The 21264-nt window shown below is 61.2% G+C and carries 15 protein-coding genes; 7 read left to right on the top strand and 8 right to left on the bottom strand.

The window, feature by feature from the left end; all coding sequences use genetic code 11:
- The first annotated feature begins 272 nt into the window (after positions 1 to 272).
- From AB1462_RS09095 to AB1462_RS09085, 3 genes are all read left to right on the top strand, one after another.
- Complete coding sequence (locus AB1462_RS09095) at positions 273 to 3146, top strand: EAL domain-containing protein (RefSeq protein ID WP_367246601.1); 2874 nt, start codon at positions 273 to 275, stop codon at positions 3144 to 3146.
- 161 nt (positions 3147 to 3307) lie between these two features.
- Positions 3308 to 4174: a transcriptional regulator HexR gene (gene hexR, locus AB1462_RS09090; RefSeq protein WP_010168370.1), complete on the top strand. Its 867-nt coding sequence runs from the start codon at positions 3308 to 3310 to the stop codon at positions 4172 to 4174.
- 223 nt (positions 4175 to 4397) lie between these two features.
- A complete protein-coding gene (locus AB1462_RS09085; RefSeq protein ID WP_074848013.1) occupies positions 4398 to 4595 on the top strand; it encodes a PA3496 family putative envelope integrity protein in 198 nt (65 codons plus the stop codon).
- Here the strand turns inward: AB1462_RS09085 and AB1462_RS09080 are convergent.
- On the bottom strand, positions 4525 to 5499 hold the full coding sequence (locus AB1462_RS09080; RefSeq protein ID WP_315335395.1) for a LysR family transcriptional regulator: 975 nt from the start codon (positions 5497 to 5499) through the stop codon (positions 4525 to 4527). The genes AB1462_RS09085 and AB1462_RS09080 overlap by 71 nt on opposite strands.
- 195 nt (positions 5500 to 5694) lie before the next feature.
- Between AB1462_RS09080 and AB1462_RS09075 the strand changes: the two genes are divergently transcribed.
- Both AB1462_RS09075 and oadA read left to right on the top strand, forming a co-directional pair.
- Entirely contained in the window at positions 5695 to 7110 is a 1416-nt protein-coding gene (locus AB1462_RS09075; RefSeq protein WP_090401370.1) for an acetyl-CoA carboxylase biotin carboxylase subunit, read from the top strand.
- Positions 7111 to 7212: 102 nt separating this feature from the next.
- A complete protein-coding gene (gene oadA, locus AB1462_RS09070) occupies positions 7213 to 9021 on the top strand; it encodes a sodium-extruding oxaloacetate decarboxylase subunit alpha (protein ID WP_090401371.1) in 1809 nt (602 codons plus the stop codon).
- Between the two features lie 107 nt (positions 9022 to 9128).
- Here the strand turns inward: oadA and AB1462_RS09065 are convergent, their stop codons facing one another.
- From AB1462_RS09065 to AB1462_RS09055, 3 genes are all read right to left on the bottom strand, one after another.
- Positions 9129 to 10382, bottom strand: coding sequence for an autotransporter domain-containing protein (locus tag AB1462_RS09065; protein ID WP_367246600.1), 1254 nt, complete (start codon positions 10380 to 10382; stop codon positions 9129 to 9131).
- Positions 10383 to 10543: 161 nt separating this feature from the next.
- Positions 10544 to 11314 (bottom strand): amino acid ABC transporter permease, encoded by a 771-nt coding sequence (locus AB1462_RS09060; RefSeq protein WP_090409830.1) that lies wholly within the window; start codon positions 11312 to 11314, stop codon positions 10544 to 10546.
- A 29-nt stretch (positions 11315 to 11343) separates the two neighbouring features.
- Entirely contained in the window at positions 11344 to 12165 is an 822-nt protein-coding gene (locus tag AB1462_RS09055; protein WP_090401373.1) for an ABC transporter substrate-binding protein, read from the bottom strand.
- Between the two features lie 111 nt (positions 12166 to 12276).
- On the opposite strand from AB1462_RS09055, the gene AB1462_RS09050 reads away from it, so the two are divergent.
- A complete protein-coding gene (locus AB1462_RS09050) occupies positions 12277 to 13176 on the top strand; it encodes a homocysteine S-methyltransferase family protein (RefSeq protein WP_259191555.1) in 900 nt (299 codons plus the stop codon).
- A 3-nt stretch (positions 13177 to 13179) separates the two neighbouring features.
- On the opposite strand, the gene AB1462_RS09045 is transcribed toward AB1462_RS09050, so the two are convergent.
- The 3 genes from AB1462_RS09045 to AB1462_RS09035 are packed head-to-tail and all read right to left on the bottom strand — an operon-like array spanning position 13180 to position 14952.
- Positions 13180 to 13860 carry a GNAT family protein gene (locus tag AB1462_RS09045; protein ID WP_315335393.1) on the bottom strand — a complete coding sequence of 227 codons (681 nt, stop codon included), beginning with the start codon at positions 13858 to 13860 and terminating at the stop codon, positions 13180 to 13182.
- Positions 13861 to 13870: 10 nt separating this feature from the next.
- Positions 13871 to 14317, bottom strand: coding sequence for a GNAT family N-acetyltransferase (locus AB1462_RS09040; RefSeq protein WP_090401379.1), 447 nt, complete (start codon positions 14315 to 14317; stop codon positions 13871 to 13873).
- Positions 14314 to 14952, bottom strand: a complete 639-nt coding sequence (locus AB1462_RS09035) for an FMN-binding negative transcriptional regulator (RefSeq protein WP_090401380.1) — start codon at positions 14950 to 14952, stop codon at positions 14314 to 14316. The genes AB1462_RS09040 and AB1462_RS09035 overlap by 4 nt, the downstream gene beginning before the upstream one ends.
- 90 nt (positions 14953 to 15042) lie before the next feature.
- Here AB1462_RS09035 and AB1462_RS09030 point away from each other — a divergent pair, with 90 nt between their 5' ends.
- Complete coding sequence (locus tag AB1462_RS09030; RefSeq protein WP_367246599.1) at positions 15043 to 16584, top strand: PLP-dependent aminotransferase family protein; 1542 nt, start codon at positions 15043 to 15045, stop codon at positions 16582 to 16584.
- Positions 16585 to 16587: 3 nt separating this feature from the next.
- On the opposite strand, the gene AB1462_RS09025 is transcribed toward AB1462_RS09030, so the two are convergent.
- Positions 16588 to 21207, bottom strand: coding sequence for a DUF6543 domain-containing protein (locus AB1462_RS09025; protein ID WP_367246598.1), 4620 nt, complete (start codon positions 21205 to 21207; stop codon positions 16588 to 16590).
- Positions 21208 to 21264: the final 57 nt, after the last annotated feature.

The raw sequence follows: 21264 nt of genomic DNA, 5'->3' as shown, positions 1-21264 counted from the left end.
TTCTAGGGGCCTAAGGGGACTCGGGCAAATCCCAATGCCGGGTGGTCGACGCAAAACGTCTCGCGTGGTCCCGGCCGGGCAAACATTCCGGCAGGGCTGATGACCGGTAAGTCATGGGCCACAGCCCGCGCAGGGCCTCGCTCAAGGGGTCTGGCACCAAGGTTTGCGGCTGATCACGGGGTGCTTTTTATGATCTGGAGCAGTTTGGCCCGAGCGCTTGCTTGTGTATGCTCCGTCGACGTTTCGGGCTCACCATTATAAGAACACTGCCTATGACCCTCAGCACCGACCTGCTCGGCCCCTCGGCGGCGCCCGCGCAGGTTATCCGCAAACATTACGCCACCGAGATGGCGGTCGAGCGCACACGCCTGCTGTATCAGGGCTCATTGCTGCCCACGTTATTAATGTTGGTCAACGGCCTGGTCTGCGCCTGGCTGCTGTGGAACCCCAAGCAATACCTGTTGGACAGCGTCTGGCTGGTCTGGCTGCTGGCCCTGGTGGCGATGCGTGTGATCCAGGTGGCGGCCTTTGATTCGGCTATGCCCAGTCGCCAGGCCCAACCCATCTGGCGGCGCATGTTCATGCTCGGGTCGGCAGTCAGCGGCCTGACCCTGGCCGTCGCAGCCATCGCCTTGGTGCCGGTGGATAGCTTTATGCAGCAGGCCTGGGTGTTCGGCCTGATCGGTGCGGCGACGCTGTCAGCCAGCGTCGCCTACGCGGTGAGCCTGCCGGCGTTCCTGTCCTTTGCCCTGCCGTGCCTGGTGCCGGCTATTGTCTATCTGTTCTGGAACGGCGCCCCTCAACAGCAAGGTTGGGGTGTGCTCGGCTTGATCCTGCTGGCATCCCTGAGCGTGGTGGCGTGGCAGGTCAACCGCCTGATCCAGCGCGGGCTGCTGCGGCGTTTCCAGAACCAGGCATTGATCGAGCATCTGCAGCAGGCGCAGCAGCGCAGCGAGCAGCTGAATCAGGACCTGGTGCGCGAAGTCGAGCAGCGGCGTCAGGTTGAGCAGGAGCTGCGCGAGGCGCAAGTCGGCCTGCAGGACCGCGTGGCGCAACGCAGCCAGGAGCTGGACGCCGCTAGCCTGGCCCTGAATAAAAGCGAGGCGCGCCTGGCCATGGCCCTGCAAGCCAGCGAGCTCGGGCTGTGGGACTGGAACCTGCAAACTGACGAGGTTCATCACACCCAACTCAAGGAATTGTTCGGCCTGGAGCCCGAGTACGTCACGGCCATGCTTGGCCACCTCAAGCCGCGCCTGCACCCCGACGACCTGCCGCTGCTCAAGCGGGCGCTGGTGGAGCACCTTAAAGGGCGCTCCGAGGATTATCAGGTGGAATACCGCGTGCGCCATGGCGATGGTCACTGGGTGTGGATCGAAGACCGCGGTCGCGCCGTGGAGCGCGCGCCGAGCGGGCGAGTGACTCGAATGCTCGGCACCCGCCGCGACATCAGCGCCGGCAAAGCCCTGGAAGAGCAACAGCGGCTGGCCTCGACCGTATTCGAGGCGGCCAGCGAAGGCATCGTGATCCTTGACCCGGACTACGCCCTGATCGCGGTCAACCAGGCGTTCAGCCGCGTCACCGGCTTTGAGATTGACGATATGCTCGGCCGCAACGTCGTGGAGCTGCCCAGCAGCCGCGATGCCAGGCGACACTTCCCGGTGATCCGCCAAGCCTTGCTCAGCCACGGCACCTGGCAGGGCGAGTTGGTGGAAACACGCAAGAACGGCGAGCTGTACCCACAGTGGCTGCAACTGAACGTCGTGCGCGATGTTCGCGGAAAAGTCAGTCATATCGTGGGCTTTTTCGCCGATCTGTCAGCGCGGCGCGAATCCGAGGAACGCATGCGCTACCTCACCCACTACGATGAATTGACCGGCCTGGCCAACCGCTCGCTGTTCCGCGAACGGCTGCGCGAGGTCCATCAGCGTGTACGCCAAGGCGGACGCAGCCTGGCGTTGCTGCATATCAACCTCGATCGCTTCAAGTTGCTTAATGACAGCCTGGGCCATGAGGTGGCCGACCAGTTGCTGCAAAAAATGGCCCGTCGCTTGATCAATGCCTTGCCAGAGGCCGACACCATCGCGCGTTTGTCCGGCGATGAATTCGCCGTGTTGTTCGACGCCTACGGCAACCTGTCGAGCCTGGCACGGGTGGCCACACGGCTGCTGGCCAAGCTACGGGTGCCGGTGACCGTGGAAGGGCATGAGTTGGTGGTGAGCGCGTCGATGGGCATCAGCCTGTTGCCGGATAACGCGCGGGAAATTTCCGCGTTGGTCAGTCAATCGAACATGGCCATGCAGCACGCCAAGCACCTGGGCGGCAATAATTTCCAGTTCTACACCGACAGCCTGCAAGCCAGCACCCTGGAGCGTTTGCAGCTGGAAAACCATCTGCGCAAAGCCATCGATGAGCGCCAGCTCACGGTCTTCTACCAGCCGAAACTGTGCCTGGCCACCGGCAAGCTGAACGCCGCCGAAGCGTTGATCCGTTGGGAGCATCCGCAATGGGGCATGGTGCCGCCAGGCGACTTTATCGGCCTGGCCGAAGAAACGGGCCTGATCGTACCGCTGGGCGAATTCGTGCTGCGCCAGGCCTGTTGGCAAGCCTGTGAGTGGCAGCGCCAAGGGCTGGCGCCGATCCGTGTGTCGGTGAACCTCTCGGTGCATCAGTTGCGCCAGGGCAAGTTGGTCAGCCTGGTGCGCCAGGTACTGGAAGAAACCGGCCTGGATCCGCAATACCTCGAACTGGAACTGACCGAGAGCCAGTTGCTCGACAGTGTTGAACACATCATTGCGACCTTCCAGCAACTGCGCGACCTTGGCGTGAAGCTGGCCATCGACGACTTTGGTACTGGCTATTCATCCCTCAGTTACCTCAAGCGTATCCCTGTGGATTACGTGAAGATCGACCAGACCTTTATCCGCGGCCTCGGCCAGGGGCGGGAAGACGCAGCCATTACCCGAGCAATCATTGCGATGGCTCACGGTTTGGCGCTCAAGGTGGTGGCCGAAGGCGTGGAAGATCAGCAGCAGCTGGATTTCCTGCGTACAGAACGCTGCGATGAGGTGCAGGGCTACCTGATCAGTCGGCCGATGGAGGCCGAGGGGTTGGCAGATTTGTTACGTAAAAATGCAGATTTTCCTTAACCACGCCTGGGTCGCCCCAGAGGCTACAAAGCCTCTGCCCTTTGATTCAGAGGCCAGCAGGGCGATTTAGTCATGCGTTGAACGGGCAAAACGGCAATTCTTGTAGTATAACTACAAGCTTGCTACATCCCTGGCCCTGCCAATAACAAGAGTCCTGCCCTTTGAACCTGTTGCAACATATCGCCCAGTCGCGCCACCTGTTACGCAAATCGGAACTCAAGGTTGCCGATCACGTGCTGCTTGACCCTGCGGCCGTGATGCACAGTTCCATGGCCGACCTGGCCCACAGCGTGGGCATCAGCGAGCCGACCATCGTGCGCTTCTGCCGTGCCATCGGTTGCTCCGGGTTCCAGGACTTGAAACTCAAGCTGGCCCAGAGCCTGGCCGCTGGCGCGAGCTTCGGCCAGTTTGCGATCCACGAAGACGATTCCGTCGCCGACTACAGCCTGAAAATCTTCGACACCACCTTGCACACGCTGATGGAGGTGCGCGAGAAGCTCGACCCGGTGGAGCTGCAAAAGGCGGTGACCGCCATGTCCCAGGCCCAGCGTGTGGAGTTCTATGGTTTCGGCGCGTCCGGTGCGGTGGCGGCAGACGCCCAGCACAAATTTTTTCGCCTGCTGCTGACTGCGGCGGCCTACAGCGACCCGCACATGCAGGCGATGTCGGCGGTGACCTTGAAGCCGACCGACGTGGCGATCTGCATTTCCCAGTCGGGCCGTTCCAAAGACCTGCTGATCACCGCCAACCTGGTGCGTGAAAGCGGCGCCACGTTGATCACCTTGTGCCCGAGCCAGACGCCGTTGGCGGAGCTGTCCACGGTCAACCTGGCGATCGATGTGCACGAAGACACCGAGATCTACACCCCGCTGACGTCGCGTATCGCTCATCTGGTGGTGATCGACGTGCTGGCGATGGGCGTGGCCATGGCGCGTGGGCCGAGCCTGGTCAACCACCTCAAGAGCGTCAAGCGCAGCTTGCGCAGCCTGCGGTTGTCGCCCAAGTCCGTCAAAGCGCTCGACGACTGATCCAGGGCCATACACGCTCAAAATGTGGGAGGGGGCTTGCTCCCGATAACAGTGGGTCAGTCAAAGAGAAATCGGCTGATGTACCGTAATCGGGAGCAAGCCCCCTCCCACATTTGGATTGTTTACCTATTCGTAAGATTCATCGTCCTGTAACCCCCACGCCGTTAAACCGTCATCGCTACAACCCATCCTGAACTCCCGTACTCGCATTGGGAGACTCCAAATGGCCCGGCCCTACGAAGACAGCAACAGCTCCGTCAAAACCCGTCGTCAGCAGGAAGACCAGCGCCGCATGGCGTTCCGTCGCGCAATCGAAGACCGCTGCGACCAGCGTCAGCTGCAGCAGAGCATCAGTGACTACCCGGAACTCCACTGGCAGGCACCCGCGGCTGCCCAGCGAAACGTTCAGCCAACGCGCTGATCTGCACCCGTTCGCTGCGGATAAAGCCCAGGAACGCATGGGCCACCGGTGACAGGCGCTTGGCCTTGGCCTGCACCAGGCACCAGCTGCGGTACAGTGGCAGTTCTTCCACCGGCAGCTCCTTGAGCCCGCCGGTGGCCAGTTCCATGTTGACCGCATGACGCGTCAGCAAAGCCACGCCCAGCCCGGCGCAGACGCATTCACGCTGCGCCTCGGCCGAGGCCACTTCCACCGTCTGGGTGAAGTGCACGCGTTTCTCCTTGAAGTACTCCTCGCAGGCCAATCGCGTGCCGGAGCCCGGTTCGCGCAGCAACAGCGTGTAGGGTTCCAGGTCCTGCAAGCGCAGCGGTCCTTGCCGGCTCAAGGGATGATCGGGTGGGGCCACGGCCACGATCGGGTTGTTTAGGAACGGCAGGAATTCCAGGCCCATGTCCTGGGGCACCATGGACATGATTACCAGGTCGTCGCGGTTGTCGGAGAGACGCCGAATCACTTGGGCGCGGTTGACCACGGTCAGGTGCAGCTGTACTTCGGGATGCTGGCGTTTGAACGCGGCAAACAGGTGCGGCACGAAGTACTTGGCGCTGGACTCAATCGCGAGCTTTAGCTGGCCTTGCAAAGAACCCTGCATGTCCGACAGCTGCATATCGAGGTTTTCCAGGCGCCCGAAAATATCCCGACTGGCCCGTTGCAGGGCTTCGGCAGCCTCGGTCATGTAGAGCTTTTTGCCGACATAATCGAACAGCGGCTGGCCGATCAGCTCTTCCAGCTGGCGAATTTGTAGGCTAACGGCCGGTTGGGTGAGAGACATTTCCTCGGCTGCGCGGCTGTAAGAGCGCAAATCGCACACCTCATTGAAGATCTGCAATTGACGCAATGTCAGTCTCATCAATGACTTACGCATATATAAATCCTCTCGTCCCAGGCCGTCCGGCAAACTATAAGCTTTTGCTTATGCCTAACCCAATAATTATTGATTTTTGTTAATCCCTCAGCGGGCTTAGTGTGTGTCTCGCGACTGTCATGAAACATTTAGTCACGCACCGACCCGGCTTCAACGGGTCGAAGAACGCAGCAATCGGCTCAAGGGAATTTCCAAGTGATAAAAAAGATCCTGATCGCCAACCGTGGTGAAATTGCCGTACGAATCGTGCGTGCCTGCGCCGAGATGGGCATTCGCTCGGTCGCGGTTTACTCGGACGCCGACCGCCACGCGTTGCACGTCAAGCGTGCCGACGAAGCCCACAGCATTGGTGTCGAGCCCCTGGCCGGCTATCTGAACCCGCGCAAGCTGGTGAACCTGGCGGTGGAAACCGGTTGTGACGCGCTGCACCCCGGCTACGGCTTCCTGTCGGAAAACGCCGAACTGGCAGACATCTGCGCCGAACGCGGCATCAAATTCATTGGGCCTTCGGCTGAAGTGATTCGCCGCATGGGCGACAAGACCGAAGCCCGTCGCAGCATGATCAAGGCCGGTGTGCCGGTCACGCCCGGTACCGAAGGCAACGTCGCCGACATCGCCGAGGCCCTCACCGAAGGCGACCGCATTGGTTACCCGGTGATGCTCAAGGCCACGTCCGGTGGTGGCGGTCGCGGCATCCGTCGTTGCAACAGCCGCGAAGAACTCGAACAAGCCTTCCCCCGCGTGATCTCCGAAGCCACCAAGGCGTTCGGTTCGGCGGAAGTGTTCCTGGAAAAATGCATCGTCAATCCCAAGCACATCGAGGCGCAGATCCTCGGTGACAGCTTCGGCAACGTGGTGCATCTGTTCGAGCGCGATTGCTCGATCCAGCGTCGTAACCAGAAGCTCATCGAAATCGCCCCGAGCCCGCAACTCACCCCGGAACAGCGCGCCTACATCGGCGACCTGTCGGTGCGCGCGGCCAAGGCCGTGGGCTACGAGAACGCCGGCACCGTGGAGTTCCTGCTCGCCGAGGGCGAGGTGTACTTCATGGAGATGAACACCCGGGTGCAGGTGGAACACACCATCACCGAAGAAATCACCGGGATCGACATTGTCCGCGAGCAGATCCGCATCGCCTCGGGCCTGCCGTTGTCGGTGAAACAGGAAGACATCCAGCACCGTGGCTTCGCGTTGCAGTTCCGCATCAACGCCGAAGACCCGAAGAACAACTTCCTCCCAAGCTTCGGCAAGATCACCCGTTACTACGCGCCCGGCGGCCCCGGCGTGCGCACCGATACGGCGATCTACACCGGCTACACCATCCCGCCGTTCTACGACTCCATGTGCCTGAAACTGGTGGTATGGGCGTTGACCTGGGAAGAAGCCATGGACCGCGGCCTGCGAGCCCTGGACGACATGCGCCTGCAAGGCGTGAAGACCACTGCCGCTTACTACCAGGAAATCCTGCGTAACCCGGAATTCCGCAGCGGCCAGTTCAACACCAGTTTTGTGGAAAGCCACCCTGAGCTGACTAACTACTCGATCAAGCGCAAACCCGAAGAGCTGGCCCTGGCCATCGCCGCCGCCATCGCCGCCCACGCAGGCCTGTAAATAAACAGCGGCAAGTTGCAAGCGGCAAGCTACAAGTGAAAGCGGATCAGCTTTTACTTGCAGCTTGTAGCTTGAAACTTGCAGCTATGAGGAGATCCGAATATGACTAAAAAAATCTTCGTAACCGACACCATCCTGCGCGACGCCCACCAATCGTTGCTGGCGACCCGCATGCGCACCGACGACATGCTGCCGATCTGCGACAAGCTCGACAAGGTCGGCTACTGGTCCCTGGAAGTCTGGGGCGGCGCGACCTTCGACGCCTGCGTACGCTTCCTCAAGGAAGACCCGTGGGAGCGCCTGCGCAAACTGCGCGCCGCGTTGCCTAACACGCGCCTGCAAATGCTGTTACGCGGCCAGAACCTGCTGGGCTACCGCCATTACAGCGACGATGTGGTCAAAGCCTTCGTGGCCAAGGCCGCCGTGAATGGCATCGACGTGTTCCGCATCTTCGACGCCATGAACGACGTGCGTAACCTGCGCGTGGCCATCGAAGCGGTCAAAGCCGCCGGCAAACATGCCCAGGGCACCATCGCCTACACCACCAGCCCGGTGCACACCGTCGAGGCCTTCGTGGCCCAGGCCAAGCAGCTGGAATCCATGGGTTGCGACTCGATCGCGATCAAGGACATGGCCGGCCTGCTGACGCCGTACGCCACCGGTGAACTGGTCAAGGCGCTGAAAGCCGAGCAGAACCTGCCGATCTTTATCCACTCCCACGACACCGCCGGTTTGGCTGCGATGTGCCAACTCAAGGCCATCGAAAACGGTGCCGACCATATCGACACCGCCATCTCCAGCTTCGCCTGGGGCACCAGCCACCCGGGCACCGAATCGATGGTCGCCGCCCTTAAAGGCAGCGAATTCGACACCGGTCTCGACCTGGAGCTGCTGCAAGAGATCGGCCTGTACTTCTACGCGGTGCGTAAGAAGTACCACCAGTTCGAAAGCGAATTCACCGCCGTCGATACCCGCGTGCAAGTCAACCAGGTGCCGGGCGGGATGATTTCCAACCTGGCCAACCAGTTGAAAGAGCAGGGCGCTCTTAACCGCATGAGTGAAGTACTGGCTGAAATCCCACGGGTGCGTGAAGACCTCGGCTTCCCGCCGCTGGTGACCCCGACTTCGCAGATCGTCGGCACCCAGGCGTTCTTCAACGTGCTGGCCGGTGAGCGCTACAAGACCATCACCAACGAAGTGAAGCTGTACCTGCAAGGCGGCTACGGCAAGGCGCCGGGCACGGTTAACGAGAAGTTGCGTCGCCAGGCCATCGGCAGCGAAGAAGTGATCGACGTGCGCCCGGCCGACCTGCTCAAGCCGGAGATGACCAAGCTGCGCGGCGAAATCGGCGCATTGGCCAAGTCCGAAGAAGACGTGTTGACCTACGCCATGTTCCCGGACATCGGGCGCAAGTTCCTCGAAGAACGCGATGCCGGCACCCTGACGCCAGAAGTGCTGCTGCCTATCCCTGAAGCCGGCGGCGTGGCCCGTGTCGGTGGTGAAGGCGTGCCGACCGAGTTCGTCATCGACGTGCACGGCGAAAGCTACCGCGTGGACATCACCGGTGTCGGCGTGAAAGCCGAAGGCAAGCGCCACTTCTACCTGTCCATCGACGGCATGCCGGAAGAAGTGGTGTTCGAACCGCTCAACGAATTCGTCGGCGGCGGTAGCAGCAAGCGCAAGCAGGCCACCGAGCCGGGGCATGTCAGCACTGCCATGCCGGGCAATATCGTCGATGTGCTGGTCAAGGAAGGCGACGTGGTCAAGGCCGGCCAGGCCGTGCTGATCACCGAAGCGATGAAAATGGAAACCGAAGTGCAGGCTGCGATTGCCGGCAAGGTGACCGCCGTTCATGTGGCCAAGGGCGACCGGGTGAACCCTGGCGAAATCCTGATTGAAATCGAAGGCTGATACACAGCCTTCGACACTACCGCTTAAACCTCGGGGGGGCATGTGCCCCCTTTTTTTTGCCTGGGATTTGGCACTCAGGCCCGTGAGGTTTCCTCAAGGTGCTGGTATTAAAACCCCATCTGCCACTGGCCCATTACACCGTGGTTGCGACTGTCGCTGCCTATGTCCGAGGTGTACGCAAGGCTGATCGTCTGTTGCGCCGACAGACCCCAGTCAACGCCCGCTTGCAGGGCCAGGCTATCGCGGTCCAGAGCGGTGCCTTCGATGGTGAAGTCGCTGTTGAAGTCTTTTTTGTCCACCAGTCTGGAAGACTGCCGAACCTTGCTGTCGACATTGCCGTACAGGTGCTTCCAGCTGGTGGCCAGGTAGGGCTTGAGGCTCATCTGGTTATCCAGTCGGTGAAGGCTGGCCAGTCGAACGCCGAAGGTACTGCTGAGGTTTTTCTGGGTTTGCTCGCCGACGTTCAGGGCCGCCAGGCCACCGTTTTCCTTGAAGCTGTCACGGTGATAGCGCTGGTAGCCGACACCTGCGAACGGCTCGGCAGTGAGGTCACCCTTGCTCACCTGATAGCCCAGCTCGGCGAAGGCGGACTGGCTTTGGGCGTTGTACTTGCCCTTGAGTTGCTCTCGATAGTCGAAGAAGTCAATGTCGATGTTGCGCTTGTTCTGACCGTCATGGCTGCTGTAGATCGCCCCGAGGCGGAGGGCCAGGGGGCCGTCCTGGCGCACGGCGTAACTGCCCAGATGCCAGCTGTCCAGTTCGGCGTGGAAGCGTTTGGCGTCGAAAGTGCTGTCGGATTTCCCGCCCATCAGGCCTATTCGCCATTCAGGCCCCGCTGCCCAGTCGGCCCCGAACAACACTCCGCGGGTGTCTCGTTGCAAACCCGCGCTGCCTTGCTGACCGGCCAGGCGACCGCCATTGTTCATACCCATGGCCCAAACGCGTGTGCTGTCTTCGACGGAGCCTTTGGCCTGTTCGCGCATGACTGACAGCAAGCCGTTGCTTATCTGCTCCATGCTTTTTTGGGTGGCCGTACCCAGGTTGGCATTCTGGCTACCGGCCAGTTGCTCCAGAACCGCACCTACCCGGCCAGGCTCAAGGCTGTGGAGGTAGTCGCCGATTTGACCTATTTCATATCTGTCCCAGTCGCTGAGTTCATCCGACTTCAGCAGAGCATCTACTGCGGAATCCAGTACCTGTGCTGCCCGGAGGCCGTTACGGCTGGTCGCTTGCCCGGTGAAGGCGAAGTCGATGGAAGGTTCGGGCAGCGCGGGGGAGGGCTGTGCCTGTGCGAGTTGAAGGCTGGTGGCGCCCAGCGCAAGGGTGATGGCAAGTACAAGTTGTTGCGGCGTGAAGGACATGCGATCCCGACCTCTTATGTATGAGGTCGGGGAATTTAGCGAGGTGTCGAAGTAATAACTGTCAGATCAGGTGCCGATGGTTTGCGGGAGAGGTCTCTAGTCTGCAGCGATAAAAAACGCTGCACGATCAGGCTGATGGTGGGTGTCATTTTTGCCGGCCTTCACCCGCGCCTGACATAGCCCTTGCCATAGTGACGCTCCATTCGCGCCTGAATCAGTTCCAGCCCGAGGGACATGACCCAGTAAATGATCGCGGCCGTGGTGAGCATCTCGATGTAGCGATAGCTCGAGCGGCCGTAGGATTGCGCCAGGAACATCACTTCCCACACGCCCATCACCGAGATCAGCGACGAGTCCTTGAGCATGGAGATGAACTGGTTGGTGGCCGGCGGAATAATCGTACGCATGGCCTGGGGCAGGGTGACGTGCCAGAAGATCACACTGTCGCGCATGCCCAGGGCCAGCGCGGCTTCCCGTTGCCCGTGAGGGACGCCAAGGATGCCGGCGCGGAAGATTTCGCTCAGGTAAGCCCCATAGTTCAGCGACAACGCGATGATTCCGGCGACGATGGCACCCGGCACCAGGCCCAATTGCGGCAGCCCCAGATAGATCAGCAGGATCTGGATCAGCAACGGCGTGCCACGAAAGAACGACGCGTAAAAGCTCGCGATGCCAAAGGCCACGGCGCTTTTGGACAAGCGCCCGAGCGCGGTGATAAAGCCCAGCACCGACGACGCGGCAATCGAACACAGGCACAGGAACAGCGTCAGCGCTGCGCCTTGCAGAAAGCCATTGGGTGCCAGGTGCAGGCCGACCAGGTTGGGCAGTTTGTCGAGGATGATCGAGAACTTCAGGTCAAAGCTCAGGAAGAAACTGGCAAACAGGGCGAACAGCGCCGCCCAGGTCAGGTAAAGCCGCGTGCGAAAGCCCAGCAGGGCGCGCGCAGGTTTTGGGGGAACACTCATTGGCTGATATCGGCACCGATCCATTTTTGCGACAGTTTGCTCAGGGTGCCGTCCTGTTTCAACTGGGCAAATACCTCACGCACCTTGGCGTCCCACTGGGCGTCGCCTTTTTCGATGGCCACCGAGTTGGGTTCGGCATACAGCGCTTCGCCGGCCAGCTTGAAGCGCTTGTCCTGATTCAAGCGCGGCTGGGCGGTGACCAGGTTGGTCAGGATCGCATCCAGGCGCACACCGGCGCCCAGGCCGAGGTCCTGGAAAGCGACGTTATCGGTGTCGTACGGGGCAATCTGCACGTCCTCGAACGGGTATTGCAGCTGGGTGTCCTCGGCGCCTTCGATCACCAGGTTCTTGTTGAGGTAGCTTTCGTAGCTGGAGGCACTGGTGAGACCGACTTTTTTGCCGCTCAGGTCCTTGGCGCCGTGGATGCGATCATCTTTGGCATTGACCACGATCACGGCAGGGGAGGCGTAGTACTCCACCGGGAAATCAAACACCTCGGCGCGAGCCTTGCTTGGGGTCATCGAGCAGATGCAGATGTCATAACGGCCGCTCCAGCGGCCAGCAGCGATCACGTCCCACGACGGCGTTTCCAGGCGCAGTTTCACACCGAGCTTTTGCGCGACGGCCTTGGCCACGTCGACATCGAAGCCGTCGAGTTGGTTTTGATCGTTGAGGAACGAGAACGGCGGGTAGCTTTCCATCAGCACACCCACCAGTTCTTTTTTCTTCTCAACCCGGTCCAGGGTCGCGCCGCCAAAGGCTTGGGTGGAGGCAGCCAGTATCGTCAGGCCCAAGGCCAGTAGCGGTTTAAGTTTCAAAGAGGCACCTGAATAAAAAGAGGTTGTTATGAACCGAATTGTACGTATTAAATAGTTATAAGAACGACTCTCATAGTGAGTTATTTTCATAAGCTTATGAGTAAAAAGCATATGGGCGCAGTAAGCACAGTAATTCTGGACGGCGGCATGGGCCGTGAACTGCAACGACGCGGTGCGCCCTTCCGGCAGCCGGAGTGGTCGGCGCTGGCATTGAGCGAAGCACCGCAAGCAGTGGAGGCAGTGCATGCGGCCTATATCGACAGCGGCGCCAACGTGATTACCAGCAACAGCTATGCGGTGGTGCCGTTTCATATCGGTGAGGCGCGGTTTGCTGCCGAAGGCCAGGCCCTGGCGGCGTTGGCGGGTGAGTTGGCGAGGAGAGCGGTGGAGGCTTCGGGCAAAGCCGTGCGTGTGGCCGGCTCGCTGCCGCCGCTGTTTGGTTCGTATCGCCCCGACCTGTTCGAGCCGCAGCGCGTGTCTGAGTTGCTGACGCCACTGGTGCAGGGCCTGGCACCGCATGTCGACCTGTGGCTGGCGGAAACCCAGAGCTCAATCGTCGAAGCGCGGGCGATTCATGCGGGCCTGCCGAAGGATGGCAAGCCGTTCTGGCTGTCGTTTACCTTGAAAGATGAAGACACCGACGAAGTACCGCGCCTGCGTTCCGGCGAGCCGGTGGCGGACGCGGCCGAAGCGGCAGCGCAGCTGGGTGTGCAGGTGTTGCTGTTCAATTGCAGCCAACCGGAAGTGATCGGCGCGGCGATCGATGCCGCACGCCAGACCTTCGAGCGGCTGGGCGTGCAGATTCAGATCGGCGCCTATGCCAATGCCTTCCCACCACAGCCCAAGGAAGCCACGGCCAACGATGGCCTGGACCCCCTGCGCGAAGATCTCGACCCACCGGGCTACCTGCAGTGGGCCGCAGACTGGAAAAAACGCGGTGCCAGCCACTTGGGCGGGTGCTGCGGGATCGGGCCGGAGCACATTGCGGTGCTGGCCCAGAAGCTGGGCTAAGGCTTAAAGCGCCTGGCGGCGACACTCCGCCAGGCCCTTCAACTGCCCGGAACCTGCCAGGTTCGCCTCCGACAACCACGCCTCAAACCCCGCACCCACCGTCGGCCATTCCGAATCCAAAATCGAATACCACGCCGTATCGCGGTTCTGCCCCTTCACCACCATGTGCTGGCGGAACACCCCTTCAAAACTGAACCCCAACCGCTCGGCCGCATATTTGGAGCGGGCATTGCCGTTGTTGCACTTCCATTCCAGGCGGCGGTAGCCCTGCTCGAACGCGTATTTGGCCAAGAGGTACACCGCCTCGGTGCTTTTGGGTGAGCGCTGCATCGGTGCGCCGAAGGTGACATGGCCGATTTCGATACGGCCCTGGGCCGGAACGATGGACATCAGGCTTAGGATGCCCTGCACCTGGCCGGTCGCACGGTCGACCACGCTGAAGAAATACGGGTCGCTATTCGCCGCATGGTTGTTCAGCCAGGCATCGAAAGCGCTGCGCTCGGAAAACGGGCCGTAAGGCAGGTAGTCCCACAACTTGGGGTCGGCGCCGGGGCCTTCGAGGGCTTGCCACAGTTGGTCGGCGTGGCGGGCCGGGTCGAGTTTTTCCAGGCGGATAAAGCGCCCTTCGAGCAGTTGCGCGGTGGGCGCAGGGGCGCCTTTCCAGTCGGCGAGGGAAGTGGACATGCTGCGCTCCTTAGAGACCTTTGCGAAATTGAATGAAGCCAGGGCGTTCGGCGATGCGCTCGTAGAGTTGGATCGCGGTGGCATTGGTCTCGTGGGTCAGCCAGTGGACTTTGCAGCAGCCGTCGGCCTTGGCGGTGGCGTAGACGAACTCGATCAGTTTACGGCCGACGCCGGTGCCGCGCTGGGCCGGGTCCACCAGCAGGTCTTGCAGGTAGCATGAGTTCTCGATGCTCCAGTTGGAACGGTGGTAGATGAAGTTGACCATGCCCACCGCCTTGCCGTCCTGCCAGGCCAGCGCGGAATGGGTCGGCTCCTGGGGATCGATCAGGCGCTGCCAGGTGCTTTGGCTGACCGCGTCCGGCAGTTCGGTGTTGTAGAACTTCAAGTACGCCTGCCACAGCGGCAGCCAGGCGGCGTGGTCGGCAGCGGTGACCCGGCGGATGTCGATCTGGCTCATTCTGAAACTCCTTGGGAAATAAAGCGCGCGAGGGTCTGGTCGCGCACGTCCAGGCTGGCGGCCAGGCCCTCGCGTACGCCGGCGATGTCCGCCGGGCTGCGGTTCTGGCTGAGCTTGCGTTTACCGATCAGGCGCTCGATCGGCAGGCTGAAGCCGACGATCGCCTTGAGCATGCCGTCAATGTAATCGGCCGGGGCGTCGCTGACTTTCCACGGTTGGGCGCGGTTGCCCTCGTGGCGGTCGGTGAGGGCGCTGACCACGCCGAGCAAGCGCTCGGCATCGGTAAACACCTCGGCCTTGCCGTAGGCATGCACCGCCAGGTAGTTCCAGGTGGGCACGACTTTGCCGTGCTCGGCCTTGGCCGGGTAAAACGCCGGGCTGATGTAAGCCTCGGCGCCGGCAAAGATCACCAGGGCTTCGCTGCCGTTTTGCAGGTCTTTCCACTGCGGATTGGCCTTGGCCAGGTGCCCGTGCAGCGTGCCATTGGGGCCTTCATCGGGGTTAAGCAGCAGCGGCAAGTGGCTGGCTTGCAGGCCTTGCTCGCCAACGGTCACCAACTGCGCCAGGCGTGTGTGCTGGATCAGTTGATGGAGTTCGGGCAAATCTTCGAGGGCAAAGGCGCGGGGTGTGTACATGAATATTTTCCTTGGCGAATGCCTGCATCCTAGGCAGGCTAATGGTTCGTTGTAAGAGCCATCTATCGTCAATTTAATAGGTCCAATTCGATGCCTTCCATAGAGCCGCCGCTGTCGTTCAACCCTGCCGGTATTGAGTTGGATCGGCGCCAGGGCCTGACACGCCAACTCTATGAAGCCTTACGCCAGCGAGTGCTGGATGGCCGCCTGGTCAGCGGCACGCGATTGCCCGCCAGCCGTGACTTGGCGGCGGCCCTGTCGATTTCCCGCAACAGCGTGGTGCGCGCCTACGATCAGCTATACGCCGAGGGGTTTATTGAAGGCCGGGTGGGCGATGGTACTTATGTCGCCCAACTGCCCACCCCGAAAAAACTATCCACAAAACTATCCACAGGGTTACCAACAGGCTTATCCCCAGCCTTATCCACAAAATGGGCGAATTTGCCCTTGGATCTCGATGACGAAGTTATCCACAGGCCGGCCCTGGACCGTCTGGAAAACAACCATTTACCTCAACCGCCGACTGGTCCGCCCAAGGCGTTTCGCGTCGGGGTGCCCGCCTTCGATCTATTCCCGTTTGAGGTGTGGGCCAAGCTGAATGGGGCGTTCTGGCGCAAACCCGACCTGGAACAGTTGTGCTACGGCGACCCGGCAGGGGACGCGCGCCTGCGTGGGCTGATCGCGGCTTACCTGCGCAGTTCGCGCGGCATGCAATGCTCGGCTGAACAAATAGTGATCACCAGTGGCGCACAGCAGGCAATCAGCCTTTGTGCACAGCTGCTGGTGGAGCCCGACGACGGCGTGGCGGTGGAAAACCCGGGCTATCGCGCCGCCGGTCACGCATTCGCCTTGGCCGGCGGGCGTCTGCATGGCGTGCCGGTGGACAGCGAAGGCATTGATTGCCAAACCCTGAATAGCCTGAAAGATTGCCGCCTGGCTTACGTCACACCCTCGCATCAATACCCGCTGGGCGTGGTGATGAGCCTGGCGCGGCGCCTGGAACTGCTGGCCTGGGCCGAGCGCACCGGTGGCTGGATTGTTGAGGACGACTACGACGGTGAGTACCGCTACAGCGGCGCACCGCTGGCGCCCCTGGCCGCACTGGACCGCAGTGGGCGCGTGCTCTATGTCGGTACCTTCGGCAAAGTGGCGTTCCCGGCCTTGCGCCTGGGCTATCTGGTATTGCCGATGGGCCTGGTGGACGCCTTTTCTCGGCGTCGTGCGGTGGACATGCGCCACTCGGAAGTCAGTACCCAGGCGGTCATGGCCGAATTCATGGCGAACGGGCACTTCCAGCGGCATATCCGCCGTATGCGGCGAGCGGCGTTGAGCCGGCGCAACGCCTTGTTGGCCGGTTGGCCGAGCGGGCTGCCGGGGGTTGGTGAGTTGCCGAGCGTCGCGGCGGGGCTGCATCTGACGGTGCGTGTGAACAGCCTGGCCCGCGAGCAGCAACTGCTTGAACAGGCCCGCGCCGTGGATGTCGAGGTCAATGGTTTGAGCAGTTACTGGCTGGCCCAATCCACCCAGCCGGCGGATCAGCGCGCCGGCCTGGTGCTGGGGTTTGCCGCGGTGCCCGAGCCGGCAATCGCCCTGGCGCTGGCGCGCTTGCGTCAGGCCTGGCGGACCGGCTGAGAATCAGTGCGCAAAAAATAGTTTCCTCGCCAATGGCAGGCTGATTTCACTGCGATAAATCGCGATTTCCTCCCGCTCGCTCAAGCTCGTGTGCCGAAAAAGGCTCCCGAGCTTCTGTTGGTCGCGCGTCTTCAGGTGCCCGGCCACATAGTCCTCGACTGCCGCTTCTGGCGAACTGTAGTGAAAGTGGGCGTACCACAACACCTGATGAGTCTGGTGATCGCGCACCTCGTATTCATCCAAGTAGTTTTTCCCCGGTCCCTTGAGACGACGGCGGCTCACTACCTTGGTGATTTTCACCTGGCCCAGGCCGTGCAGCCACTCCACGCGGGCGGCGGTCGGCACCTGTTGTTTGGTCATGCCTACCCGTGTTTGCGTGCCCAATTCATAGAGCCTTTCTGCGGCTACGCTGAGTTGTCGATTGAGAGTGGCGGCCGAAGGACGGTCACTTTCCGTGAGGTTGAGGCGGGTCAGGGCCGCTTCAATGGTGACCACGGCGCGCTCCAGGCGCGCGGCGTACTGGTGGAACATCTCTTCGATTTCCACCGGAATGCGTCCGGGTTTTCTGGAGTGGCCCAGGGTGCGCAGGGTGGCGGCCGGTTCTTCTCTGAGCACGTTCCGGCCGGCGGTGATGCTGGTCTCGAGGTCGGCGGACTGTGGTGCCCGGGTTTCGGAGCGCTGGCGTTCGACCCAGACCCCCGGCGTCTTTTCGTGGAACGTGGCGATTACTCGGCCGGTCAAGGGTTCCTTGACATCCACCAGCGTGCTGTCAGTTTGCCGGGGCTCGCCCACCACCACACTGTTGAAGCGGGTCTTGATGATTTTCCGTCTGGGTGTTTGTGCTGTTTTCGAGCTACTCGGTTTAGGCTCCAGGGCTTTTCTTTCTTTTAACAGCTGCGCCAGGTTATGGGCTGCACGCTGGCTGAACTCATCGACTTGCTGGCGCAGGCTCTCCAGGGGTTCGCGCATGACCTGCTGCGGCTGCTCGGCGTGCAGGTCGAGCATACGTTGGTCGCTAATGGCAAATTGCTCAAGCAGACTGTTGAGGGCGTCGATACGCTCATCCAGCGTGCTGTCGGCTTTGGTGCCAAGGATGTCCAGCAAGCTTTGCAGGTGAACGTCGACCCCTTCGACTATCTCATTTAACTGGCTGCGGGCATTGGTAAAGGCCTCGTCGCTTCCCGGCGTGACACACAGATAGCGCGCCAGGCTGATGCGATAGGCCTTGAGGTCGGGAAGTGTAATGCCCGGTAAAAGCCTCATTGTGGCCTGGATGACAGCGGCCCCCTCCGGCCCCAGGCCTTCCAGTTCTTTGAAGCGGGAGTCCACGTATTCCAGGCGCTGAATCAGTTCCAGCGTCATGTTAGACATGACGAGGGCGCTGGCAGCCTGGGCTTGTGGGTCGTCCAAGGCCGGCTGCTCAAGGCTCTCCAAGGTGGTCGTCAGCAAGCTGCGAAACGATGGCAGGCGGTTGTCGATGACCGAGCGGGTCAGCAGGATTTGCTTGTTCAAGTAGCTGATCATCTCGCGCTGATAGTCGGGCACGGTGTCGATAATCTCCAGAGCCCTGAGCTGTCGGATCGGTACTTCGTACTCCGCCAGCCGGTTATCGACCTGGCCGCCATAGGCTTGGCGGCGTTCTTCGGTAGAGGGGGCTGCGTCGGTGCCCAGGGCGACGTAGGCGTCGTGCATGCTCTGCTGCTGGCGATTCTCGGCGGTGTTGAATTGCGTGATCTGGTTTCTCAACGTTTGGATACGTGAAGGTGTTTGGGCCTGAGCTGCCCGCCGCCGATTCCTGAAGCCGCCGCCGCGCAAGCGCAGGCGCACGTCGACAAACCATTGGCCGGCCAGGTTGCTCAGCAGCAACGGCCCGGTGCGTGAGGGGTTGAGCGGGTCGACGATCACCACGGCGTCGTTGTCATCCAGTCGCACTTCAAACCACCGTTGCGCCACGGGCGCGTACCACTTGCCCGTCAGTGGATACAGGTGCAAGTGGGCCCCGGGTGTTTTGGTTTGCGCACCCAGCCCGGCAGGTTTGTCGATATTGAAACTGTCCAGGGTCGCCGCAAGGCTACTGGGAGTGCGGTTTATCGCGCCGCTGATATTCAGTCGGCCCGCGCCTGTGGGCGCACGCTCGCCGCCAGGTAGATCCGGCTGGCGGTTGACGGTGATGGTCGGCCTTGGGCGTGGCGGTTTTTCAGGCTCATCGGTCAACACGGGCGGGTGCTCGGCGCTGGGTTTTGAACGCTGGACGTCTGTGGGCGGATGACGCAGCGCGACATGCAGCACCAGCGCCATGCCCAGGTTGAGCAGCAGATCGGCTTCCGCCGCCCAGGACGTCGCTTGGTAGTCGGTTTGCGCATCCTCTGTGACCTCCTGCAAATCGTCCATGATCTGCCAGATCCAGGCGGCCATACCCACTGTGCGCCCGAAAAACGGCAAGGCTGCGTTGAAGATCCGCCAGCCGGCCTGGCGCAAGGTGTCCCAGCGTTTTTGCGCGTTGGATACCGACTGGCGCGTCGCCAATTCGACCATGGCGTTGGCGTTCGCCATGAACAGCGCCGCCAGGATGTCATTGCCCAGTGCTTCATCGCTCAAGGCCAGGGGGCCGCTCATTTGCACCAGCGTCTCTGGCTCGACCAGCGCCTGTGCGACTGTCCACGGCGAGGGCAGTTTGCCCGGGAACACGTACTGCGCGTAGTTGAAACGCGCTTGCTCAGGCAGCCACGCAAGCACCGACTCACGCAGCTCGGGCTGGTGCTTGATGGCATAGATCAGGTTTTGTCGTGAGGCATACTGGGTCAGTGTCGGTTCGAGCAACGGCCGATACAGTACGCAGGGTCCGGCCCTGTGATCCTTGGGACCAATGACGAACATGTTGGTCACCACATCCTGCCCTGGCGTGGTGCGCAAGGTCGGGACGAAGGCCAATGGACGAATGTTGATTTCCTGCCCGTCCACTTGGCGATCATGGGGGTGGTATTGCATGACGGCGGCGACATAGCGGTAACCGAGGTCGTCGAAGCCGTTTTTGTGCTGGATCTTCAACTGCAAGGCCATCAACGGTAACTGCCCCCGTAGCTGATTGGCGTAGAGCATTTGTCGTGTCTTGGACTGTATGGGGTCCGTCAGCAGTTTCTGTTTGATCAGCGCCGGATAGTGCTCGCCAATGTCCAGCGCCTCGATGATGCCCTTGAGGTAGTTGAAGGACAGCCATTGCGGAGCCGGACCGCCGTTGTAGTGCACGCTCGCCTGGCCGGTCGGCAGGCCGGTCAAGTTGTCCAGCGCCAGGTCTATCAGGCTGCGGCGGGTAATGTCGTTGGCGACGGGAAACACGAAGGTGCCCCAGACCACCGGGCTTTCGATGCTGATCTCGACCTTGTCCAGATTCAAGTGAAAGCCCTTTTTTTCGGCCGGGATCCGCGCGCGCAGTTGTTCGCGGGAATAGTCGCGTATGGGGGGAATATCGTCACCGAACGTGCGGCCGTGGTTTTGCGTTTGCAGTTCGGCCAGGTCAATTACGTAGCGGCTGTACAAGGACACGTCGCGGTCGGACGCGCCGGCCATCCAATCGGGCAACTGGCTATGTATCTGGCGGATACTGGACAGCGTGTCGTCATTCAATTCTTCAATGCCCGGTATTATGCGGGTCATGGTGGGACGGGGCAGGCTGGTTTCGGATGGCCTGCCAGCGTCCATCATGCCGAGGTCATCGATGGCTTCTATCTGCAACTCGATCAGTGTGCAGGCCTGATGATCGAAAAAGTTGCCGCTCGGTTCGTACAACCGCCACTGCAAGGTCATGTCGGATTGTTGCAGATTCAGCCAGGCCGGTAGTTGTTCGCCCAATTGCTCCAGCGAATCGAACTTCTCGTAACCGTTCACCACCGAGTGCGTGAGGATCAGCGAGCGTCGGTCGTGCTCGCCGATCAGTACCGCCATGCCGGTCATGCTGCTGTGGGCGGGCTGGTCGCCCTGGCGCAGCTCGATGCCGATCAGGTAAGCCCGGCTCTTGTAGAGGTCTTGTGCCTGGCGTTCGGTCTTGTCCGGAAAATGAAACAAGTTCCTGGCCATGCTGCAATCGTGCGCGTCCCAATCATCCTTCGTCGTGAGGTTCCACACTTTACGCAACGAGTGGGAGAGCGCCTGCCAGCGAGGGCCGTTGTTGTTGCTGGAGGTGTTCCAGTAGTTCAGTTGCTCCTCCTGGAACGCGGTGAACAGCAGGCCTGCCAGTTCATTGATCAGGCGGGCGATACCATCGATTTTCACCGGTAAATGCACAGCGGGTTGGGCGTCCGGCTGCAGACTGAGAAAGTGTTCACCGTCGAGGTAGACCACCGGTTTGACCGCCAGCGTCTGACGGGCCAAGACGCTCGTCAGTGATTCGGCGTAGGGCTGAATCGCTTGCACGCTGTCTGCGGTGACGACGCGGCGCGGAGTGACCACCATTGCCAGGTCCGGATCGATATTCAGTGTCGGGTACTGCTCTTTGAGCACCGAGCGCAGGATCGCCGTAGCGACTTCGCGCGTGGAGGGGCCTGTGGTCAGTTGAGTGAGCAGCTCATAAGTGCTGGGCGGGCGGTTATTGGCCAGAGCAGGCGAGTGGGGTGAGTCAGTGGGCATTGGCAATTCCTTGGTCGCGATCCGGCCTGGGCCGAACGGCGTAAAGGGTGCCAAGGT

Source organism: Pseudomonas sp. SB113, from assembly GCF_040754745.1.
Lineage (GTDB): Bacteria > Pseudomonadota > Gammaproteobacteria > Pseudomonadales > Pseudomonadaceae > Aquipseudomonas > Aquipseudomonas grimontii.
The sequence above is the reverse complement of the archived record's forward strand: the minus strand, read 5'-3'. Positions and strand labels throughout refer to the sequence as shown.

Bases quoted from the DNA above. Each gene is read 5' to 3' on its own strand.
- AB1462_RS09095 (WP_367246601.1), top strand. From the start codon at position 273: ATGACCCTCAGCACCGACCTGCTCGGCCCCTCGGCGGCGCCCGCGCAG.
- AB1462_RS09085 (WP_074848013.1), top strand. From the start codon at position 4,398: ATGGCCCGGCCCTACGAAGACAGCAACAGCTCCGTCAAAACCCGTCGT.
- AB1462_RS09080 (WP_315335395.1), bottom strand. From the start codon at position 5,499: ATGCGTAAGTCATTGATGAGACTGACATTGCGTCAATTGCAGATCTTC.
- oadA (WP_090401371.1), top strand. From the start codon at position 7,213: ATGACTAAAAAAATCTTCGTAACCGACACCATCCTGCGCGACGCCCAC.
- AB1462_RS09065 (WP_367246600.1), bottom strand. From the start codon at position 10,382: ATGTCCTTCACGCCGCAACAACTTGTACTTGCCATCACCCTTGCGCTG.
- AB1462_RS09050 (WP_259191555.1), top strand. From the start codon at position 12,277: ATGGGCGCAGTAAGCACAGTAATTCTGGACGGCGGCATGGGCCGTGAA.
- AB1462_RS09045 (WP_315335393.1), bottom strand. From the start codon at position 13,860: ATGTCCACTTCCCTCGCCGACTGGAAAGGCGCCCCTGCGCCCACCGCG.
- AB1462_RS09040 (WP_090401379.1), bottom strand. From the start codon at position 14,317: ATGAGCCAGATCGACATCCGCCGGGTCACCGCTGCCGACCACGCCGCC.
- AB1462_RS09035 (WP_090401380.1), bottom strand. From the start codon at position 14,952: ATGTACACACCCCGCGCCTTTGCCCTCGAAGATTTGCCCGAACTCCAT.
- AB1462_RS09030 (WP_367246599.1), top strand. From the start codon at position 15,043: ATGCCTTCCATAGAGCCGCCGCTGTCGTTCAACCCTGCCGGTATTGAG.
- AB1462_RS09025 (WP_367246598.1), bottom strand. From the start codon at position 21,207: ATGCCCACTGACTCACCCCACTCGCCTGCTCTGGCCAATAACCGCCCG.